The sequence below is a fragment of the Prosthecobacter sp. genome (assembly GCF_034366625.1).
Taxonomy (GTDB): domain Bacteria; phylum Verrucomicrobiota; class Verrucomicrobiia; order Verrucomicrobiales; family Verrucomicrobiaceae; genus Prosthecobacter.
This window is the reverse complement of record NZ_JAXMIH010000024.1, coordinates 240827-262958: the sequence shown is the minus strand read 5'-3', so window position 1 is coordinate 262958 and position 22132 is coordinate 240827. Positions and strand designations below refer to the sequence as shown.

Genomic DNA, 22132 nt, shown 5'->3' with positions numbered 1-22132 from the left:
TCCTATCATCAGCGTCCCATTTCAATCATCCGCGCGAATTCCTCGAAGAAGTATTTCGCGTCATGCGGTCCAGGCGCGGCTTCGGGATGGTATTGGACGCTCAACACAGGCGCTTCGCGATGACGCATGCCTTCGACGGTGCCGTCGTTGAGGTTGATGTGCGTGACTTCGACGTTGCTGGGCAGCGAAGAAGGATCAATGGCGAAGCCGTGGTTCTGGGCGGTGATGGAAACCCTGCCGCTGCGCAGGTCTTTGACGGGCTGGTTGCCGCCACGATGGCCGAACTTCAGTTTGAAAGTCTTGCCACCGTAGGCGTGGCCGAGAATCTGATGACCGAGGCAGATGGCGAAGATCGGCTTTACACCGATGAGCTGTTTGATCTCCTTATGGATGTAATCCAGCGCCGCAGGATCGCCGGGACCGTTGGAGAGAAAGACGCCATCGGGATTTTTGGCGAGCACATCCTTGGCGCTCGTGGAGGCGGGCACGACATCGACGCGGAAGCCGTTCTGACGCAGGCGGCGCAGGATGTTGCGCTTGATGCCGAAATCGTAGGCCACGATGTGATGCTTCGCGCGGGGCAGCGAATGGTACACTTCGCCATCAGGTCCGGCTTCGCGATTCTGTGAGGGGCTGGGGATGTCCCAGTCGCGGCTTTCCTTGTCCTCGGGATCCCAGAGATAGGGTTTCGGCGTGGTCACTTCCTTGACGTAATCGCTGCCTTCCATCGTCGGGCTGCTGGCGGCCATCTTCACAGCTTCTTCAGTGCTGGTGGCAGTCGTGGTGATGACGGCGCGCATCGCGCCACGGGTGCGCAGATGTTTGGTCAACGCACGGGTGTCGATGCCCTGGATGCCGGGGATGTTCCACTCCTTCAAATAAGCATCAAGCGACTGCGTGCTGCGCCAGTTGCTCGGCACATCGCAGAGTTCTTCGATGACGAAGCCGCGCACATGCGGTTGGTCGCTTTCGGTGTCGAGCGGGTTCACGCCGTAGTTGCCGATGAGCGGATACGTCATCGTCACGATCTGGCCGCGATAGGAAGGATCGGTGAGAACCTCCTGATAACCGGTCATGGAGGTGTTAAAGCAGATTTCGCCGGTGTGGGCGGCATCGGCGCCAAACGCCGTGCCTTCAAACACTCGGCCGTCTTCGAGGGCGAGGAGGGCTTTCTTCATCAAGGTGCGCCGCTGGTCATAGCCAGAAGGGCGGGGGGTGCAAGGAATGATCGCGCGGCTGTTTTGAGATCACTTTTCTTCGGCGATCTCCAGACGCGGGAACAACGGCACAGGTGCGCCGAGTTGATGGCCGCTTGGGAGCATGCCCCACTTCAAATCGCTAACCTTGAGATCATCCGGCAGCTCCCAGCCGATTTGAGCACGTGCTGTGACCATCGCGGTTGGCATGATCGGATTGAGCAGCATGGTGACGTGCGTGAGCGCCTCGGCGAGGTGGTAGAGCACGCTGTCGAGCCGTGCGGCTTGCGCGGGATCTTTGGCGAGGGAGAAGGGCTTGGTGCTATCGACAAACGCATTCGCATGCGTGACGATCTTCCACGCAGCGGCGATGCCTTCGTGGATGTCCCAGCCGTTCATCTTCTCAAGGTAGAGTGGCAGGGCCTCGGCGACGGTCTGGCGCAGGGCTTGATTGATTTCGTCATCGTAATCGCCGGGCGTGAGCACACCTGCGCGATACTTTTGCGCCATGTTGATCGAGCGGTTGAGCAGATTGCCCAAGCCACCGGCCAGCTCCTTGTTGTAGCTCATGATGATGCGTTCATCGCTGAAATCGGCGTCGTAGCCGGTCGCGATGTCGCGCATCAGGTAATAACGCAAGCCGTCGGGCGTGAAGTTGTTTGAGAGCACGTTCGGGTCGATCACATTGCCGAGGCTCTTGCTCATCTTCGCGCCTTTCACGTTCCACCAGCCGTGGACGATGAGTTTCGGGATCTGGTCGTCGGGGAAACCGAGCGCATGGAGCATGATCGGCCAATAGACGGCATGCGCGGGCACCAGGATGTCCTTGCCGATCACATGAGCGTCGGCAGGCCAGATTTTTTCAAACTCTGGCAGGCCTGCGTTGCCGACCTCACCGGCCAGATAACCGGCGAAGCTGACGTAGTTCACCAGCGCGTCGAACCAGACGTAGTTCACGAATTTTTCGTCGAAGGGCAGGGGAATGCCCCAGCTCAAGCGCTCGATGGGACGGCTGATGCACAGATCCTGCGCCGCTCCTTCGAGCGAGTTCAGCACATCGTTCGCACGATGCGGCGGGAAGATGAAATCAGGGTTTCCTCGGATGTGGTTCTTGAGCCATTCGACGTGGTCGCTGAGGCGGAAATACCAGTTCTCCTCCTGCAACTCGACCACTTCGCCCCATTCTTCGCCATACTGGCCGTCGGGGCCGCGTTCCTTGTCGGTGAGGAATTGCTCCTGGCGCACGGAGTAGAAACCGCCGTAGCTCTTTTTGTAAAGCTGGCCGCAGTCGTGCAGCTTTTGCAGCATCGCCTGCACCACACGCTTGTGTTTGATGTCCGTCGTCGCGGCCCAGCCGTCGTAACGCACGTTCAGCTTGTCCCACAGCTCGGTGAAGTGCTGCGTGATGCCATCGACGAACTCCTGTGGTGACTGCCCTGCCTTTTCGGCGCTCTTCTGCACCTTCTGGCCGTGCTGATCGACACCAGTGAGGAAATACACCTCGCGACCGTTCAAGCGCTGAAACCGCGCCATGACATCCGCCAGCACCTTTTCATAAGCATGGCCGATGTGCGGCGCTGCGTTGGTGTAGTCGATGGCGGTGGTGATGTAGTAGGGTTTCACGGCGGTAATTGGGGCGCGAATGATGTCGCGGAATGCCACGGGGGCAAGGTGAAGGCTGGAGACAAAAAATGGGGGCCGTGTGGCCCCCATTCGTGGTTTGAGATGAATTCGAGGAAGGCGCGGGTTATTTCGGCAGCATCGTCAGATACTGCTCGGTCATCTGCTTCACCTTCGTGCGCATCGGATCGAGCTGCGGCTGGAGCTTGGCGAGCTCGGTGGTGGCTTCGGCGATGATCTTGTCCTTCTCGGGGATTTCCTTCGTGGCGGCGGCGATGGTGGCCTCGGCGTCGGTCTTCTTCTTTTTCGCGCCTTCAAAGTCGGTGTTCGCTTTGGCGACTTCTGCTTTCTTGGCATCGAGAACCTTCTGCTCGGCGTCGAGTTTGGCGTGGGCGGCGGCGTAGGCTTGTTCGAGCGGCGGAAGGGCCGTTTTGGCGGCGGCGATGGCGGCGTTGATTGGCGCGATCTTGGCGGCGTAATCTTTCTCGATGGCGGCAGGCGCGGCTTGTTTCTCGGCGAGAGCCTTGCCCTGGGCTTCGATTTCTTTGGCGATGCTGTCACGCTGGCCGCGAAGAGGAGCGGCGGCTTTCTCGGCGGTGGCGAGTTCGTTTTTAGCCTGGGCAAGCTGCTTCTCGGTCTGCGCGACGGCGGTGTTGGCGTTGTTGAGGTCAGCCTTGGTCTTGCCGGCGATTTTGCGGGCCTCGGCAAGCTTCTTCTCCGCGTCGGTGCGAGCGGCTCGTTTGGCATCAAGTGCCTGCTGGGCTTGCGCAGGTTTTACAGCGGCCTCGGCTGCTGCTTTTTCCGAGGTGGCAACTTTGGCGGTCAGCGCGGCATCACCCGCTTTGGCTGCGAGTTCCTTCTTGGCGGCTGCGACGGCGTTTTGGGTGTCGGCAGCGGCTTTTTTGGCGTCAGCGAGCGCTTTGTCGGCGGCTTGAATTTCGGTCGTGAACTTCGGAATCGAAGCCTCGATGTCCTTGGCGGCTTTTTCCTGCGCAGGGAGAGCGGCGGTCAAATCGGCGGCGGATTTTTTCACGGCGGCGAGATTGCCCTCGAACTTGGCGACTGGAGCCTTCTTGGCCGTGACCTGAGCCTCGGGGCCATTGAGCTTGGCGTTCACCTCGGCGAGGCTCTTCTTCCTGGCTTCGATGAGCTTGGCGATGTCCTCGGCGGATTTCTTGGACGCGGCGATGGCTTCGTCCTTGGCTTTGGCGGCGGCGGCGAGTTCGGCTTCCTTGGTGGTGATGATGGTCTTCTGCTCAGCCACTTTGGCTGCGGCGGCGGCATCTGCGTCGCGGGTGGGCTTGGTGGTGGCTTCGAGAGCGGCGGCCTCGCCCTGCACTTTCTTCAAAGCGGCCTCAAGAGCGGGTTGTGCGGCGATGGATTCGGCGATGGCTTTCTTGGAGTCTTCGATGCGTGCGGCGGCGGAGACTTTGGCGGCCTCCGCGTCTTTTTTGGCTTCGGTGAAGTCGGTGAAGTCGGTTTCGAGTTTGGCGAGTTTTTCCTTCTCGACGAGCACGCCGGTGTTGAACTGGGCCGCCTTCAAAGAGGTGGGCACTTTTTGCAGCATGGCGATCTCATCGCTGGCGGACTTGGCGGCGGTCTGTGCGGCGGCGAGGGCGGTTTTGCCTGCGGCGGCATTGCCTTCGGCTCCTTTGATGCGATCCGGGCCGGCTTTGACGAGCGCGGGCAGTTTGGGCAGCTCGGCTTTCTTCGCGGCAATGCTGTCGGTGGCGGCTTTGATCTTGGCGTCGGTTTCAGCGATGAGTTTGTCGAGATCGGCGACGAGAGCAGGTGCGGCACCGAGTTCCGTCTTGGCTTTGGCAATGGCGGCGGTGAGTTGATTGGCCTTGGCCTTGTTAGGCGCGATTTTTTGCTGCTCGGCCTTCACTGCGGCGAGTTTGGCTTCGAGTTCCTTCAGCTTGGGCTGTTGCGCTGGATCTTTCTTGGCGGCTTCGAGCGCGGTGTTGGCATCGGCGACGGCTTTGTCGGCGGCGGGCAGTTTGGCGGCCTCTGCGGCGGCTGGAGCGAGTTCTTTTTCCTGCGCGGCGATCTTGGCGGCTTTTTCGCCGTAAGCTTTGATGGCGGCGTTGCGGGCGGCTTTGTCCTGATCGGCCTTGGTGCGGGCGGCTTTGAGCGCGGCGAGGGCTTTTTCCTCGTTGGTGATCTCGCCGGGGTAGGCCTTGCTGCGACGGTCGTATTCGGCGACTTCGGCACGGACTTTGGCGAGTGCTTCATCGCGGGCTTTGGCATCGGCCTCGGCTTTTTTGATCGCTTCCTGAAGCGAAGGCAGCTTGGCGGTGAGTTCGGCGGTGCGCTGCTCGGTTTGCACGATGCGCTGGGCGATCTGCGAGGGATTGCTGACGTAGCGGGCGGTTTCGATGAGAGCGGTGGCACCGAAGTTCCACTGGATGATCTCGCCGCGCCAGTTGGCGGAAATGGCGGACTTGGAATCAAAGCCTGCGACGACTTTGGTCACGAGATCGCCCTGGCTGGGGGCTTCGCCAAGTTTGGTGCCGTTGATGTCCCAGGTGCGGACGAGGCCGTCGTTGCCGGAGGAGACGATCTTGCCATCGGGCGTGAAGGAGACGGACTGCACGCCGCCGCCGTGAGCGGCCCAGTTTTTGACCTGCTTGCCCTCGTTCATCTCCCAGGTGGTGATGGTGCCGTCCATGGAGCAGGAGGCGAGGATGTTCGAGTCGGCGCGCCAGGAGAGATCAACGCATGAGCCTTTGTGCTGGCCGAGGATGTAGAATTCGCCGCCGCTGTCGGCCTCCCAGACCATGACGTTGCCGTTGCGGTCGCTGGTGGCGAGCAGGACGCCGTCGGGGCTGAAGGCGGTGCCCATGACCCACTCGGTGTGCTTGCTGATGACGTATTCTTCCTCGCCGGTGGCGGTGCTGTAGCACTTCACCTTCTTCGACGGGCTGCCGATGACGATGCGCTTGTGATCGGGGCTGATGTCGGCGGACATGACCTGGTCGAATTCCTTGCCGACTTCGGTGATGCGTTTGCCTGTCTTGACATCCCAGACAATGGCGTGGCCGATTTTACCGGCACGACCGCCACCCATGATGAGGAGCGATCCATTCCGGCTGAAGCGCAGGCTGCGGGCGTAACCTTCGGTGTAAGGGAAGATGCCGACGAGCTGACGTGTGTCGGTGTCGTAAAGCAGGATCTGCTTCGGTGCGGCGAGCGCGAAGAGCGAGGTCCACGGGCTGAAGGCCATCGCGGTGATGGCGGTGGTGCGCGGCGTGACGACGACGGGCTCCAGCAGAACGTGTTCCGGCTTGGCGATGGGGCCTTCCGGTTTGCCACCGGTGACGGCGACGGCCATGTCGATCTTCGGTTTGGCGGATTTTTTGGCGATGGACGATTTGGTGTCGAGCACCCCGCCTTTGACCCAGGCGGCGAGGAGATCGAGATCCTTCGTGCTCAAAGGGGCGCCTTCGGGCGGCATGAAGGGCTCTTCTTTTTTCGCGCAGGTGCTCCAGATGCGGCTGCCATCGACATTGCCAGCATCCACGATGGTACCGCCGCCGCCGCCCGTCATGAGGGCACCGAAGCTGGTGAGATCGAGATCGCCCTTCTTCTTGTCCGGGTTGTGACAGGAGAAGCATTTGTTCTCCAGCAGGGGGCGGATGTGGTCTTGATAGGTGATTTTTTCGCCAGCGTCCTGGGCGTGAAGGGACACTGCGGCGAAGGCCGCGCAAGTCAGCGAGAGGGTGGTTTTGGACATCATAGGGGGATGATGCCCTGAACTACGGGACTGAAGGGCGCGGACTTTCGAGAGAGAAGAGGCGGTCAAGAAATGGGTCAAGGAAGCCAAGAGGTGGTCAAGACGGGCAATCTTGACTCCTTGACGGCGCAGCCAGCTTGACCGCAAAGCAAAACTACTTGCCCAGCTTGTAGATGACTCCGTTCCAGTCGAGCACGAGCATCTCTCCAGCGGCGTTGGCGCAGAAGGCGGTGGGTTTGACCAGGACGGTGGGCTTCTTCTTGGGATCGTTGGCCGGGGTTTGCGGGCTGGTGTAGAGGAGTTCGTTGCTCTGCACTTTGCCTGCGTCGTCGGTTTTGAGCGCCCAGATTTTGCCGAGGACAAAGTCGCCGTAAACATAAGCGCCCTGGAGTTCAGGAAGCGATTTGCCCGCGTGAACGATGCCGCCGGTGATGCTGAGACCTTCGGCGTGGTTGTAGGAATGGATGGGTTCGATGAATTTGGCGTCGGCGGGCGGCGTGTCGGTGTTCAGAGCGAAGGGGACGGGGCCTTCGCGGAACTGCCAGCCGTAGTTGCCGCCGTTGGTGATCCAGTTGATCTCCTCCCAGATGTCCTGGCCGACATCGGCGCACCAAAGATGGCCTTTGGCGTCAAAACTCAGGCCCCAGGGGTTGCGGATGCCGTTGGCGTAGATTTGCGGCAGCGCATTGACGCCGCTGGCATACGGATTGTCGGCGGGGATGCCGTAGGCGTTGCTGTACTCGCGGCTGTTCACGTCGATGCGGAGGATTTTGCCGTAGAGCGTGGCATTGAGCTGGGACATCTTGAGTTCGCCATTGCGCTTCGAATTGTCGCCGACGCCGATGTAGAGGAAGCCCTCGGGGCCGAAGAGGATGTTGCCGCCATGGTGGTTCCAGTTGATGAGCGGGACTTCGAGCAGCACGCGCTCGGATTTTTCGTCGGCTTTGTCGCCGTCAGCCTTCATCTCGGTGACGATGAGACGTTTCGGCTTCTGCAGCGTGTAGCAGAGGTAAAAGAGGCCGTTGTCCTTGAACTTGGGATGGAAGGCGAGGCCGTTGAGGCCTTCTTCAAAGAGGCCGTCCTTCGCCTCCATGTCACGGGGGGTGAGATCTAGAAAGGTTTTGGCTTCGGCGGCCTGTTCGTCCTTCGGCAGGATCAAGATCTTGCCGCGCTGAAGGGCCAGGAACTCGCGTCCGCTGCCGTCCTCCGGGATCACGACGGCGATGGGGCGCTCGGTGGCGATTTTTTCGTAAACGCGGGTGAGTTTGTGTGTGTCAGCGGCGAGGGCTGTGGACGCGACGAGGGCGAGGCAGAGGAGGGAGCGCATAAGTTCGAGATAGTCAGTCTATGCGGCAGCAGTCTTGCAGGGCAATGAAGATTTTTGGCGTGGGAACGGTGGAAGCCTGGTTTTGATCAACGCCAGGAAGGCCATCAGGCGGACGATTGTCCCACGTCATGCCAACCCTCACGGCGTCATCTCTGCCTTCAGCATGAGAAATTTCTTTCCCGCGCTTTGTGGCACGCGGACGCGGCGCTGGGTGATGCTGCCGACCTGCGAGACGAATTCGCTGGTGGCGTCGATCCAGTTGGTGAGGTCGCTGGAGATGCGCGGGGTGATGACAAGATCGGTTTTGGCGTCATCCGTGGTGTAGTCGAAGAAGATCTCGCTGCCGCCTGGCTGTGGTGACACGGGCTGTGTGAGGTCGTGGATGAGTGGTGAGCCGCCGAAGGCGTATTCGTGCAGATTGCTGCGGCCGTCGCCGTCGGAATCGATGTCGGGGCCGGTGATGAAGCCGTTGCCGAGTTGATTGGCTGGGAAGAGGCCATTGAGCCATTGCGCGTAGGGCGGGCCGCTGGCGAAGGTGGTTGTATAAGTGATCGAATCGAGCCAGCAGGCGTCCAGGCCAGCCGCCACGGCTTCGTTTTTGATATAGCGCCAGCGCAGCAGGTGCTGGCCGGCGGGCACGCTGAAGGTTTGTTGCGTCCAGGGGAGGTTGTCGCCGCTGCTGTTGCCACTGATCTGAGTTTGCACGGTTTCGTCGATCTCGAAGCGGAAGTAGTCGGCATTGAGCTCGGATGAAACCGTCCACCAAAAGGACACGGTGCCAGGGCCGGTCACCGGCGTCTCGATGACGCTGCTGCGGCCATGATCGAGGAAGATGGGGCTGATGAGGGCATCCACGCCGTCGATGGTGCGGCGGTTCTGCAGCACCCACGAATCTGCGCTGGGCATCTGCCAGGTGAGGTTGGGATTGTCGAGCGTGTTGCCGAGGAGCTGCTGCACGCCCTGCACTTCCACTTGATCCACATAAAGGCGGTCCTGGCCGGTGCTGGCGCTGTCATCCTTCGTGTAGTTCCAGCGGGCGGTGTGGATGCCGGGCGGCACATAGAAGCCGAGCAGCCGCCAGGCGTGGAAGCCATCGCTGTACCAGAGTTCCTGGCCGTCGATGGAGAAGCGGAAGAAGTCGTAGCCAGCCTCGGAGTCGAGCTGAAACCAGAAGTGGACGTAGGCGGGGCCGGTGATGGTGGTTTCGAGCCAGCTTTGCTGGTTGTGGGTGATGTCACCACTCTCAGCGGCATCGCTGCCATCATGCGTGCTGGTGGCGGGGACGACCCACGGCACATCGCCACCGGTGGTGAAGATCAATTGCGGTGCGTCCAGCGCCTGGGCCAGCAGAGAGGCGGTGGAGCTGACATCGAGCACCAGTGTCTGCGTGTCCGTGCCGTCGGCGTTGGTGGCGGAGAGGGTGATGTTGAAGGTGCCAATCGCCGTTGGAATGCCGCTGATGGCTCCACTCGTCGTGTTCACAGCAATGCCAGCGGGCATGCCGCTGGCGGCATAACTGGCGGGCGAGTGGGTGGCGCTGATTTGATAATTGAAAGGCACATTGAGCACGGCCTGGGCGGCGAGCGTGCTGGTGATGACCGGCGGCGTTGGCAGACGCGCGTCGATGTTCATCACGAGTGTTGCATTGCCGGTGCCGAGGATGTTGGTGGCGCCGAGGGTGACGTTGAAGGTGCCCTGCTGCGTCGGTGTGCCCTGGATGAGGCCGCTGGCGCTCAGGCTCAGTCCATTGGGCAGTCCCGTGGCGGAAAAGGTCTGCGGATTGTTCGTGGCGGTGATCTGATAGCTGAAGGGCGACTCCACATTGCCGCTCGCGCTCAACACGCGGCTGATCACCGGCGGCGTGGTCGGCGGTTCGGTGTTCGCGCCGTGGAGCGTGAGCGTGGCGCTCGTCAGCGTGCCGAGATTGCCCCCGGCGAGGTCGCTGACTTTCACACTCCAGTTGCCAGCGGCACTTTCGCCCCAATGCCGCACGGAGGAGAAGGTCCAGTCCATGTCGAGATTGGCATCACCGGTGTGGGTGACGAACAACTTGCTCACGGTGCCGCCGGGTGAGGTGAGCGTGACGTTCATGTCACCGCGTTTGCCGTGCGTGGCGGCGATGTGGAGCGTGGCGTGCTCCACCCGCATGAAGACCGTGCCCGGCACGGTGAAGGTGCGCGTGACACCGGTGGCGCTGCCGTCGGGAATGGCATCGGCGAGACCCGTCTGGGCGATTTGATGCGTTGTTTGCGGGCCGAGGTTGGTCCAGCCGACGGCCATCGCCACGGCGGCCTGCGCGTTGATCAAACCGGCGCCGTAGTCGTGATTGAAGTGATAACCGGCGCTGTTGTTGATCCAGTCGGCATGCGTGGGATTCACCTTGGTGGAGCTGCGCAGCAGGATTTCCTTCACATCCCGCCAGCCGAGATTGGGATTGCTCTCCAGCAGCAGGGCCACGACACCCGCCGCCAGCGGCGTGGCGGACGAGGTGCCGCCGAAACTGTGCGTGTAGCCGCCGTTTGTCGTGGTGGTGGTGATGCCGCGATGGCTGCCGGTGCTGTCGTTGGAAGGCGCGCAGATGAGCACATTGGCCCCTGGTTCGGAATACGCGCTGCGCGTGCCTGTGTCGTTCATCGCCGCCACGGCGATGGTGTAGATGGAGTTGGCATAGCCGTCGTAGTTGGAGTTGTCCGTCACATCGCCGCCGTTGCCCGCCGCCCAGAGCCAGATGGAGCCTTTCCCGCCGCGGCCTGTGCTTGCGCCGCTGGCCAGCGCCTGCTTCACCAGCGGTCCGGCATCGCGCAGATCGCTGCCATCGTCATTGGGGCCCCAGGAGTTGCTGTAGAGATGAATGAGGTCGTTTCTCCAGGAGAGCGCCGCTGCTTCATCCGCATCGCTGATCGCGGCGGCAATGAGGCGCAGGCCGACAAGCGTGGCGTTTGGCGCGGAGCCGGAGGTGCCCGCGCCGTTGTTGCCGCGTGCGCCCGCCACGCCTGCGCAGGCGGTGCCGTGCGTGTCGGAGCTGGGATTGCCGGTGGGATCATCCGGCGTGCCGTCATTCCAGTCGTGATCGTTCACCGTGTCCGCATTTGGCGAGAGGTCCGGATGCGCGACCTCCAGGCCATCATCCACGATGCCGATGCGGATGCCGCTGCCGGTGAAGCTGTCCCACGTCGATGTCACGTTCACATCGATGCCCGCTGTGCCCGGCGACTGGCCGGTGTTGCGCAGATGCCATTGGTAACCAGGATTGGCGGCGTTGTAGGAGAAGAAGGTGTCGTTGGGAATGAGCCGCCGCTGCTGCTGCCGGGCCAACTGCGGTTCCACCGAAAGCACACCCGGCAGCGCGCGCAGCGTGTCCAGCGCCGCCAGTGCATCGCCGGGGCCTTGCACCGTCAACAGGACATATCCAGGCGCATAACCGGGCTTCTCCGTGCCCACCGCGTTGATCTTCAGCGCCGCCGCATTGAGATCAAAGCCTGCCGCCACTTTCATGAGCACCTTCCGTGTCACAATCCGGCGGGAACTCTCGTCGCGCGGCTTTCCCTCTTCATAGAGCACGATGTCCTGCTTCACGCCCGTCGCCGCCTCCGTCTGCTTCGCCTGCCTGCGCACTTCGCCGAAATTTTTGGCCGCTCTGGCCATCTTCGAGGCCCGCTCCTTGCCGCCCGATGGTTTTTCCGCCAGTTCATCCAGCGCCAGCTCAAAGCGCCGCTTTTTGCCACCGTCTTCAATCTCGAAAGCCGTGCGCGCGTCAATGGCGGCCGGTTGCTGCCCCGCCGCCAGCGTGCAGAGCGACATGGCGAGCAGGAGAGGGAGTCGTTTCATGATGCAGGCGGCTTGAGACAAGTAGCGGTCGGATTGGATCAATCAAAACACAATTCCGCCATGCCCGTGCCCGTTGACCACTGCGGCAAACCATCTACCATGCCCTCCCCATGAGCAACGCCACCGCCATCACCCCCACACGCGACAAAGACTTCCCCGAATGGTACCAGCAGGTCGTGCGTGCTGCCGACATGGCGGAGAATTCCGAGGTGCGCGGCTGCATGGTGATCAAACCGTGGGGCTACGGCCTGTGGGAGAACATCCAGCGACAGCTCGATGTGAAGTTCAAGGCCACCGGGCATGTGAACGCCTACTTCCCGCTGCTCATCCCGCTTAGCTATCTCGAAAAAGAGGCGCAGCATGCCGAGGGTTTCGCCACCGAGTGCGCCGTGGTCACGCATCATCGCCTCGAAGCGCAGAAGCAGCCGGATGGTACGACGAAGCTGATCCCCACCGGCGAACTGGCCGAGCCGTTCGTGATTCGCCCGACTTCGGAGACGATCATCGGCGCCGCTTTCGCCCGCTGGGTGGAAAGCTATCGCGATCTGCCGCTGCTGATCAACCAGTGGTGCAACGTCATGCGTTGGGAGATGCGTCCGCGTCTGTTCCTGCGCACTGCCGAATTCCTCTGGCAGGAAGGGCACACCGCGCATGAAACGGCCGAGGAGGCCATCGCCGAGACGGAGCAGATGCACAGGGTGTATGCCGACTTCCTCACGAACCATCTCGCCATCCCGGTGATTCCTGGCGAGAAGACCGAGCGGGAGCGTTTCCCCGGAGCTGTGCGCACCTTGACCGTCGAGGCGATGGTGCAGGACCGCAAAGCGATCCAGGCCGGCACGTCGCATTACCTTGGTCAAAACTTCGCCAAGGCCGCGAACATCCAGTTCCTGGGCCGCGACAACACCCGTCAGCTTGTACACACCACGAGCTGGGGCGTCAGCACACGCCTCATCGGCACGGTGATCATGGCGCACGGCGATGACGACGGCGTCATCATCCCGCCCCGCGTCGCGCCGAACCAGATCGTCATCCTGCCCGTCACGCCGAAGCCTGAGACGCGTCAGGAGATCATTGATGCCTGTGAGGCGCTCGCGCAGACGCTGCGTGCGCAAACTTTTGCCGGCGAGCCAATCCGTGTGCATGTGGACAAGCGCGACCTGCCCGGCGGCCAGAAGAACTGGGAGTGGATCAAGAAAGGCGTGCCGCTGCGCGTCGAAATGGGACCGCGCGACATCACCAGCCGCAGCGTGGCCGTGGTGCGCCGCGACAAGACGCCGAAGGACAAGGAATTCATTCCGAAGGAGGACTTCATCCAGACCGTGGCCGAGCGGCTGCACGAGATTCAGGATGCGCTGCTCGCGCGCGCCGTCGCGCTGCGCGATACGAACATGAAGAAGCTCGAAACACTCGAAGAGTTCAAAGCTTTCTTCGCCGAGAACTCCGAAGGCGGCTTCGCCCTCATGCACTGGGCTGGCAGCAGCGAGGATGAGGACACGCTCAGCAAGGATCTGAAAGTTACCATCCGCTGTATCCCGCACGGGGATCAATACGCCGAGGAAGGCAAGTGCTTCCTCACCGGCAAGGCGAGCATGCGTCGCGTGGTGTTTGCGCGGAGTTATTGAGCCATTTCATCCTCAACGGATGAAGTAGCTCAGGTTCTCCAGTTCCACCGCCAGATCGACGCTGTTCACCACGACGTGCTCCGGCACGTCGAGCACTGTGGGGGAGAAGTTCAGGATGGCCTGGATGCCGTGATCGACCATTTCGTTGACCACGGATTGTGCGTTGTGCGCCGGAACGGTCAGGATGGCCATTTTGACGTGGTGACGGTGGATGAAGCTCTCCATCTCGGCCATTGCCAGCACCGGCACGGTCACCTGTGGCAGTTTGCGCGGAGAAAGGTCGAACGCGGCGGTGATTTCGAAGCCCTCCTTGCGAAACCCCCCGTAGCGCAGCAGCGCCGAACCCAGATTTCCGACGCCGACGAGGATCACCGGCTGAAGTTTGTTCTGACCCAGCACCTCACCGATGGTGCTGCTCAAGGCATCGACGTTATAACCCAGGCCACGGGTGCCGAGCTGCCCGAAATAGGCCAGATCCTTGCGCAACTGGGTGGATTTCACCCCGGCGGCCTTTGCCAAGGCGGCGGAGGACACGGTGTCCACCCGGTTCTCACGCAGCCGTTGTAGGCAGCGCTGATAGATGGAAAGCCGGTAGATCGACTTGCGGGGGATGTCTATTTTGGCGGGCATTGGTTCAGGGCATGTGAAATTTCACCCGGATGCCACGGAAGTCAAACCTGCCAGATTGCCATCCTTCTCACCTTTGTGGCCCAGTTTGCGGCTCAGGCACCTTCCGCACCGGGGCCGCATCCGGGATGCGCTGTTCGGTCGGAATATGCAGATTCTGCTCCAGCAGCTTCAAAAACTCGACCAACCCCGGCGTGGCCTTGTTCGCATCGTAGTGGCGTTTCAAAATGGCATAACCCTTTCGCCATGAGTCAGGATCGTTCGACTGCGCATAGGCGAATCCGGCGAAGCGCTCGGTGAAGTTCAACCCGCCGTGCTGGAATGAGTTCCAATACGCGTCACCCGCCTGCTTGAAGTCCTTGCTGCGATGCCAGTGCGTGTCTCCGAGTTTCTGCCACAAGCGCGGATGGTCCGGCAGAAATTTCAAACCCTCCTCCAGGATGGCGACGCCGCGCATCACATGATCGTGAAAAAGCTGCCCACGTAGAGCTGGTTTCAGCTCCTGATTGTAAAGGTAGTAGGAGGCCGCGTTGTAAGCCATGTGCCACGATGCCTCCTCCCAGTAGCGTACGTTTCGCGGCTGCAACCGGGTCACCAGCTTGTAGAGGCTGTCCACCTTCGCCCAATTGACGTGGGTGAACTCCAGATGGGCGCGCAGTTGAAACATGCTGGCCGCAAGCCCGCGCAGTCCGCCCAACGATGCCGCGATGCCTGCCTGCCCCAGGTTTTCTCCCACACCGAGACGGATCGGCTCATCGAGCATCTTCTGCTTCCGCAAATCCTGCGTCACATGCTCCTCCAGCGGCAGCTTAGCCACGCCGAAGACCAGCAGCACCGCGATGGCCTGGAGTTCGCGTTTCATAGCTCCTTCTCCACGAACAAGAGATGCGTGACGAACAGATAAACCGTCACATACAGCGCCGCGATGCCCGTCATGTCGTAAACCGCCGCCCATGGCACGATCTCGCCGTTCACCACGCTGTCCACGATGTCAAACTGGGCCAGGTCCGGGCAGATCGCCGCCAGCAGCAGCGCCGCCGCACGGCCTGCCCAGCCGGACAGATGCGGCTGGAAAAAGAACTCACGGATCAAGGCATGTCCGTGCCCGATGATCGTGATGCAAAACGTCATGATGATGGTGAACAGCGTGGAGCTGGCGATGCAGGACAGAAGCAGCGCAACCATTGTCACGACAGAAGCCTTCAAAAAGATCGCCCACACGGCCCAATGCAGATTCCACGTCAGCCCCTGTCGGGCCACGATCTCTCGCACCTGCTCCACCACCTCTGGCGAGTCCATTTTTTCCAAACGCATGCGGGCCACGGCATCTTCAAATACCATCGACTGCCGCAGCCATAGGATCAGGCTCAGCACCACGTCCATCACGATCAAGCCGCCGCCGATCATCATCAGCACGCCCAGCAGCTTGCCGAGCAGGTAATCGAATCGCGGCACGGGTTTTGACAGAATCGTGTAGAGCGTACGGTCTTCCAGATCCTTCGGCAGCAGCAGAGCTGTTGCGACGACACCGAACACAATGCTGAAAATCTGCAAGGCTCCCAGCGTCACGCTTTTCAATAAGTTGAGTTGCTGCTCTGGGTTGATCACCGAGAACGCAAACCCCAGGCCGATCGCCATCAAACAGAACAATAACAGGAACACTAGGATCTTCATTCGTACGAGCTGCGTCACCGTCGCCATCGCCAACGTCCAGACACGCCGTGGCGAGAACCGCACCTTGGGCGTCATTGCGGCGACAGAAATGTTTGCGGCGTCGCTCATGATTTTTTCGCTTCGTTCGTGGCTTCGAGGAACAGGCGTTCCAGCGTCGTGCGTGGATGGCCGCTGCGCAGGATCTTCGTGCCACCGCTTTCGGCTTTTACCAACGCATCAATCTTCGCCAGCAGCTCCGGCGAGGCATTCTCCAGCACCATCTCGGTTTGATTCTCCACTGCGATCAAATCCTCCAGCCTTCCCTCCCGCACCATGCGGCCATGCGCCATGATGCCCACGCGGTCGCACACCTCCTGCATCTGCTCCAGCAGGTGAGAGGTGACGAGCACCGTGATACCACGGGAGCGGAACTCGATGATCAGATCACGAATTTTCCGCGAACCCGCCGGATCAACACCCGCCGTCGGTTCATCCAGCACCAGCAGGCGCGGTTCGTGAATCAACGCCTGTGCCAGACCGAGACGTTGCAGCATGCCTTTGGAATAACCGCCGACACGGCGCGATGCCGCATCTTCAAGGCCGGTCAGCTCCAGCATTTCCGTCGCACGTTCCTTCAGTTTCGTGCCGCGCATTCCGCACAGGCTGCCGTAGAAGTGGAGCGTCTCGCGTCCGGTCAGATGCTTGTAGAAATACGGGTTCTCCGGCAGGAAGCCGACGCTGTGGCGGCTGGCCACTTCGCTGCTCGGCACACCGAAAATGCTCGTGTCACCCTCGGTCGGCTTCAGCAGGCCCAGGATGACCTTCATCGTTGTCGATTTGCCTGATCCATTCGGCCCGATGATGCCATACACCTCGCCCGCCTTCACGGTTAGAGACAGATCATGCACCGCACGAAACGCCCCCTTCACCAAGGTGCCTTTGAAGACCTTGGTCAGATGGTTGACGGAAACGGCGGGCGTGTCGGACATGGCGGTTGGGTCGATCAGAACGCGAATGAGCACGAATACCCGCGAATCGTCGCGAATACAGACGATCTGCATGCTGGCAGCGAGCCATTCGTGTGAATTCGCGGCCATTTGCGGCCATTCGCGTTTTGATTCTGATTCATGGTTGGGCGGCGCTAATCAACGCACGATGCTGAATCCGCGCAAGTTTGGCTCTGCGGGCACCACTTTTACTTCGCTCCCCTTGATATGCGATCCCAGGCTGCTCCGCTCGATGTCTTCGAGGAACGCATCCAGCTCATCGATATCCAAGGCCTGCGCAAACAGCTCCACGCGGCCGTCCGGCAGATTTTTGACCCAGCCGGTCACATCGAAGCCGGAGGCGATCCGTTTGGTGCTGTAGCGAAAACCCACGCCTTGGACGTGGCCGGTGTAGAAAACATGTTTGGCAGTCATCACTTCATCAAAAGCTTCAAGGCGGCGCGTGCTTCTTCACTGGCCGCATCAATCAAAACCACGCCCGCCTCGCCGCGATTGCGCATCAGCGTCACAAACCGGCCCTGCGCGGTAAATTCGGCCTCGCCCTTCGTGTCATAGCGTTGTTTGAGCGAGTTCAGCATTGCCTTGTGAAAAGCATCGGCGGACGCTTTGTCCATGAACAGCGTCTGCCACGCCGCGTGATCGCGTTTCGCGCCGCCATCCGCCGCCCAGGCGAGAAATCGATCCGCCACGAGGCCACGCGTGCCCAGACCTGCGTCCTCATCGTTGTTGTAGGTGCGCAGCGCCGTCGCGCAGACGAATTTGCCGAGGCGGTCGTCGAGAAACGGCAGCGCGCCGCCGAGCTTCACGTCATCCAGCTTGATCTCCACCGGCGCAGGCCGTTCGGGATTCAAATACACCTCTGGTTCGATCACTTCCGCCGTGTTGATCGGCGGACGGCTGTAGGCGGAGTTGAGCTGCGGAAAACTTCCCGCGCTATGCAGCGTCTGTGCGAAATCAAAGCCACGGCTGAAAGGAAACAACGCCATTTCCCGCAGGAAGGCCGGCATCGGCACCTGGTTCAGCGGATGATCAGGATCTTCAGCGGGCAGATCGTCCTTCGGCGCTGAAGCTGGATTTTGCAGCGAATGCAGGAAGCGCGTCAGCCCCGCATCGCCCGAGATCAATGCCTCACGCGCCAGCCGCATGTCCGTCGTCAGCGGTCCGTGCTGCGGCTGAAACAAGGTGCTGCCGTATTCACGCAGCAATTGTCCGAAGGCGATGCCCGTCGGCTCGTTCGAGGTCACCGCAGGGCCGGATGCCGTTTCAGGATCGACGGTGAGCATCGTTTCCGTTTCCGCGTCATACCAGCCGCCGAGCTGACGTGCCAGCAGCGCCGCACGCAGCGGCAGCGGATCAATTGCTTCGGGAATCCAGCCCAGCGCCGCGAGGCCGCGAGCGAATTTCTTCGCCTCGTCATTCGGCTGCTGCCGTTTCAACCACGCGAGAATCGCTGATTCCACCTCCTGCTGGCTCACTGTCGTCGTCACCATCGGCAGCGCATGCAGCTTACGCATCTTCATCATCTCCAAACCCATGCCCACGAAGTCAGGAGCCACGCCATCGTCCTTCAAATTCATTTTCGGCGCGTCCTTCATGCCCAGCGTGCCGAGCTTTTGCAGCATCTGCGCGTTCTCATCCTTGAGCGCGTCGTTCTGGCCTTGCAGATACTCGATCTGTCCCTGCAACAGCACGATCTGCTTCTGCAAATCGTCCACAGTGCCGTTCGTCACGTTGATCGGCGCCGCTTCCGGCTTGGCGGCCACCACCACCGGCTTCTCCGGCTTCGTTCCCGCCAGAAAAAACGCCGCCGCGCCTCCAAGCGCGAGGAGAATGAGCAGCAGGGCGGTGGGGTTGAGCTTCATGCCGGTTCCATAGAGCAGCCCGCCGATCATCTCCAGTTTTCTCGTTGGACGGACGCAAATTCACGCCACCATGCCGCATGTTCCGCTGGCGTTTCGGCAACCACGACCTCGATCTCACGCATCGCGGCCTCATCATGGGCATCGTCAACGTCACGCCCGACAGCTTTTCCGACGGCGGCCGCTTCAACGACCACGGTCGCGCCGTCGAGCACGCGCTCGCCTTGATCGCCGAAGGAGCCGACATCCTCGACATCGGCGGCGAATCCACCCGCCCCGGTGCCGAACCCGTCGAGGAAGCCGAGGAACTGCGCCGCGTATTGCCGGTGATCCGCGCCGTGCGTTCCCAAACCAAGGCGCTCATCTCCATCGACACCATGAAGGCCGCCGTCGCCCGCGCTGCGCTCGATGCCGGGGCCGACATCATCAACGACGTCACCGGCTTGCGCGCCGATGCCGCCATGCCGCGTCTTGCAGCTCAAACCAGCGCCGGCCTCGTCGTCATGCACATGACCGGCACCCCGCAGACCATGCAGGCGAACCCGCACTACGACGATGTCGTCGCCGAGGTGCGCGGTTACTTTGAGAACCGCCTGCGCCTGCTCGAAAATGAAGGCATCGCCCCCGAACGCGTCGTGCTCGACCCAGGCTTCGGCTTTGGCAAGACCCTGGAGCACAACCTCACCCTCATGCGCGAGCTGCCAAAGCTCGCCGCGCTGCGCCCACTGCTCATCGGCGTCTCACGCAAATCCATGATCGCCAAAGTCCTTCATTCCGACGCCATGGACGATCGCTTCTGGCCTACCATCGCTCTTAGCGCCTACGCCCGCGAACACGGCGCCCGCATCGTCCGCGTCCACGATGTGAGGCCCAATCGCGAAGCGCTGCGGATGATGGAGGCGATTTTGACAAGCGTGTGAAATAGGTGCATTGGCAGAACAGTCGTTTATGGCCCATTTATTTTTTTACACAGGGGACGGGACTACAATCGTCCATGACCTGAAACATGACGCGACTACAATTGGTCGTCATCCCCAAAGCATTGTGATGCTCACTCACAATTCTGTATCGGGACATCATGCCGTCATTCGTAAACATGGTTCTAAATTCGACATTCAGGATCTCAGTTCCAGTAATGGCACGCGGGTGAACGGTGCCCAAATTGAGGAAGCCAGCCTCAATGATGGGGATCGAGTAGGCTTTGGGGATGTGCAGGCAGTTTTTTATTCCAGTAACCCAGCCCCCGTTGTCAAAACACAGGCAATGGAGTGGCCCCCAATAGTTCCTTTGAAGAAAAATGACATTGCGCCCGTGCAGCCGCAACCCGTAACCGTAGAAAACAAAGACAGCGGTTGTTATTCGCTGATTGGAAAGACCGTGGTGGGCTTGCTTCTGCTTGTTGGACTAGTTGGAACCATGATGGGGACACGTTCAAAGAACGACGTAGCCAATCCATCAGGCGAACCGGTGCAAGCACAGGCGACTCATTCTGCATTCCAGGAACTTTTACAGATGATTGACAACCTTAGGAAGACACAATTTCCTTCTCCAAGTGAAAGTGTTCGCTTCGCAATCTTGCGATCTTCTGAGATAGCAAGGATGCCAAATGTGGATGCCGAATTTGCGTCCCTTTTAAGATCTTATATACAAGCGCTCGTCGAAGCCCAAAAGGCCATGGGGGCTATGGAGGCTGAAGCCCGGGAATTGTCCGCCAAGGTTGAGGTTCTTGCATTCATTGGCCGTTTGTATGGGCTGAATCGCACTCAAGATCAGTTTGGAGGAGATTTTGGAGAGGCAATTACGCGCCTAGGATTGGCACCCGCACAACAACAAGAGCTCGAATCAATCCTAGCAAGGCACAGGCCTGCGTTTTCGCGTTGGCAATCAGAAACAGGTGTTTTTATCAAACATCTCGAAGAGCTGCGACAGAAGCTAAAAACGCGTTACCCACAGTGTGACTTTGATAGGCTTTGAGTTGCTGACTACTCCCCCCCAAAAAACGGAATCCCCAGCTTCTTCGCGAGACGTTTCGGCCTTCTCATCGCTTCTTCCATGCGCTGGGCTTCGTCGGCTCCGCGCAGGTCTTTGCAGGCGGGATGTGCTTCAGGAGCGGCGATGAGGCCGAGTTGATGGAGAACGTGCGCGGTGCTGTGCTTGTAGGGCGAGGCGCTCATGCGGTCGTCGAGGCGGAAGACGAGGTCTTCGAAGGATTGGAAGGCTTCGAAGAGCTTGTACACGCGTGTGTCGAAGCGGCCGGTGCCGGTTTTGAATTGCTTGTCGGCGACGCTGTCGAGCAGCCACATGTCGCGGGCGGCGCAGATGAGCGGGCAGGCGCTCACGCCCGCGCCGATGAGCAGCGGCAGGCCGAGCTTGATGGCGGTGGCGATGCCGTAGTCGTCGCCGCTGTGCGGTGAGAAGGGCAGGTTCAAGCCTTTGCACATGGCGGCCCAATAATGGAAGTGTGGCTCGTCGAGCGTGCTGACCTTGCCGCCGACATAGGCCGGATGCACGGCGATCTCATGGAACAGCCACGGATCAAACGGCGTGGCCCACGACACGAAGGACGGCTCCAGCGCATGCGCGATGCCGGGGCGGATGAGATGCTCGGCGATTTGGAAGTAGGCATCGCGTCGTGGCTCGTTTTCCAGCGTGTTGAGCAGCTTGCTGGTCATGATCATCATCTCGCAGTTGTCGTGCTCCTGCGCGATGTCGAGCAGCGGCCAGTAGCGCTCCGCTTTGAAGGCGCTGTCGTTCTCCGCACCGCGTGCGGTGACGCCGGCGATGAAGCGCTGCTCGGGAAACTCGGCGCGGAATCGCTTCAGTACCTCGGCGTAGAGGTCGTTGTCGAGATCGAAGATGTAACCGGTGTCCGCATTGAGCACGAAGACCATCTCGACGCCGTAATGCGCGGCGCACTGCTGCATCCAGCGCACGCTCTTGTTGAAGCCGTCCCAGTCGGGCTTCTTGTCCTTGAAGGGCAGCAGCGTGGCCACGCAGAGACGCGCCTTCGTGGTGTGATCGACGAGTTCCTCCTCGCTCGTGTAAGCCCAGACCGTCTCGTTCCAGGCGGTGGACGGTTTGAGGTCGGCGGGATTGGAAATGAGGGCGCGGGTGTCAGGCATGCGGCATGTAGAGCATGATCGGTCCGTGAGGCCAAGACGAATTCCGAATGCCTGAGATCGGAAATTCTGATTACCGAACGATTTCCAGAGTCCCTGCCGCTCCTGAAGGCCAGTTTGCGCCTTCCTTCACCCACTTCGTGAGGATGGCGTACTCATCCTTTGTCAGGCGCTCGCCCACGGCGGGCATGACGCTGACGTTTTGATGTGCGGAATGGACATTGGCAATGAGCAGGCTGTTCTCAGGATGACCGGGCACGATGTAAGCGCCCAACGCCCCGGAGCGCATCGCCTGCGTGCGGTTTTCGAGGCTCATGTGGCCCGGCAGCGCCTTGCGGTTGTGGCACATCACGCATTTCCGTTCCAGCACCGGCTTCACATGACTCACGAAATCCACCGGGCCGGCCTTCGCGGCCTTGATCTCTTCCTTGCTCAGCGCATTCTCGCCCATCGGCTTTGTTTCCGGGTCAGGCGGCGTGGCGCAGGAGGCGATGAGAAGGGCGTAGAGCAGGCTGAAGAGGTGGCGGATGTTCAT

General features: G+C 60.7%; 16 protein-coding genes. 3 read left to right on the top strand and 13 right to left on the bottom strand.

The features are described 5' to 3' along the window. Window positions 1-8: 8 nt before the first annotated feature. From carA to U1A53_RS24515, 5 genes are all read right to left on the bottom strand, one after another. Complete coding sequence (gene carA / locus U1A53_RS24535) at window positions 9-1178, bottom strand: glutamine-hydrolyzing carbamoyl-phosphate synthase small subunit (RefSeq protein ID WP_322284522.1); 1170 nt, start codon at window positions 1176-1178, stop codon at window positions 9-11. Between the two features lie 69 nt (window positions 1179-1247). Beyond that, entirely contained in the window at window positions 1248-2819 is a 1572-nt protein-coding gene (gene metG / locus U1A53_RS24530) for a methionine--tRNA ligase (protein WP_322284521.1), read from the bottom strand. Window positions 2820-2943: 124 nt separating this feature from the next. Next, window positions 2944-6555: a c-type cytochrome domain-containing protein gene (locus tag U1A53_RS24525; RefSeq protein ID WP_322284519.1), complete on the bottom strand. Its 3612-nt coding sequence runs from the start codon at window positions 6553-6555 to the stop codon at window positions 2944-2946. Between the two features lie 151 nt (window positions 6556-6706). Next, a complete protein-coding gene (locus U1A53_RS24520; RefSeq protein WP_322284518.1) occupies window positions 6707-7879 on the bottom strand; it encodes a PQQ-dependent sugar dehydrogenase in 1173 nt (390 codons plus the stop codon). Between the two features lie 138 nt (window positions 7880-8017). Then, window positions 8018-11707 (bottom strand): S8 family serine peptidase, encoded by a 3690-nt coding sequence (locus tag U1A53_RS24515; protein WP_322284517.1) that lies wholly within the window; start codon window positions 11705-11707, stop codon window positions 8018-8020. 110 nt (window positions 11708-11817) lie between these two features. On the opposite strand from U1A53_RS24515, the gene proS reads away from it, so the two are divergent. Next, window positions 11818-13332, top strand: coding sequence for a proline--tRNA ligase (gene proS / locus U1A53_RS24510; RefSeq protein ID WP_322284516.1), 1515 nt, complete (start codon window positions 11818-11820; stop codon window positions 13330-13332). Window positions 13333-13344: 12 nt separating this feature from the next. Here the strand turns inward: proS and U1A53_RS24505 are convergent, their stop codons facing one another. The 6 genes from U1A53_RS24505 to U1A53_RS24480 all read right to left on the bottom strand — a co-directional run bounded on the left by U1A53_RS24505 (window position 13345) and on the right by U1A53_RS24480 (window position 18481). After that, window positions 13345-13962: a redox-sensing transcriptional repressor Rex gene (locus tag U1A53_RS24505; protein ID WP_322284515.1), complete on the bottom strand. Its 618-nt coding sequence runs from the start codon at window positions 13960-13962 to the stop codon at window positions 13345-13347. 67 nt (window positions 13963-14029) lie between these two features. Further along, window positions 14030-14821 (bottom strand): hypothetical protein, encoded by a 792-nt coding sequence (locus U1A53_RS24500; RefSeq protein ID WP_322284514.1) that lies wholly within the window; start codon window positions 14819-14821, stop codon window positions 14030-14032. Continuing rightward, a complete protein-coding gene (locus U1A53_RS24495; RefSeq protein ID WP_322284513.1) occupies window positions 14818-15741 on the bottom strand; it encodes a hypothetical protein in 924 nt (307 codons plus the stop codon). Before U1A53_RS24495 ends, U1A53_RS24500 begins: the two co-directional genes overlap by 4 nt. Beyond that, a complete protein-coding gene (locus U1A53_RS24490) occupies window positions 15738-16709 on the bottom strand; it encodes an ABC transporter ATP-binding protein (protein ID WP_322284512.1) in 972 nt (323 codons plus the stop codon). The genes U1A53_RS24495 and U1A53_RS24490 overlap by 4 nt, the downstream gene beginning before the upstream one ends. 48 nt (window positions 16710-16757) lie before the next feature. Beyond that, entirely contained in the window at window positions 16758-17033 is a 276-nt protein-coding gene (locus U1A53_RS24485; RefSeq protein WP_322284511.1) for an acylphosphatase, read from the bottom strand. Continuing rightward, entirely contained in the window at window positions 17033-18481 is a 1449-nt protein-coding gene (locus U1A53_RS24480; RefSeq protein WP_322284510.1) for a hypothetical protein, read from the bottom strand. The genes U1A53_RS24485 and U1A53_RS24480 overlap by 1 nt, the downstream gene beginning before the upstream one ends. Window positions 18482-18558: 77 nt before the next feature. Between U1A53_RS24480 and folP the strand changes: the two genes are divergently transcribed. Together folP and U1A53_RS24470 are read left to right on the top strand one after the other, a co-directional pair. After that, on the top strand, window positions 18559-19398 hold the full coding sequence (gene folP, locus U1A53_RS24475; RefSeq protein ID WP_322284509.1) for a dihydropteroate synthase: 840 nt from the start codon (window positions 18559-18561) through the stop codon (window positions 19396-19398). Between the two features lie 28 nt (window positions 19399-19426). Continuing rightward, complete coding sequence (locus tag U1A53_RS24470; RefSeq protein ID WP_322284508.1) at window positions 19427-20452, top strand: FHA domain-containing protein; 1026 nt, start codon at window positions 19427-19429, stop codon at window positions 20450-20452. 8 nt (window positions 20453-20460) lie between these two features. Here U1A53_RS24470 and U1A53_RS24465 read toward each other — a convergent pair whose 3' ends face one another. Beyond that, on the bottom strand, window positions 20461-21600 hold the full coding sequence (locus U1A53_RS24465; RefSeq protein ID WP_322284507.1) for a hypothetical protein: 1140 nt from the start codon (window positions 21598-21600) through the stop codon (window positions 20461-20463). 70 nt (window positions 21601-21670) lie between these two features. Beyond that, on the bottom strand, window positions 21671-22132 hold the full coding sequence (locus U1A53_RS24460) for a c-type cytochrome domain-containing protein (RefSeq protein ID WP_322284506.1): 462 nt from the start codon (window positions 22130-22132) through the stop codon (window positions 21671-21673).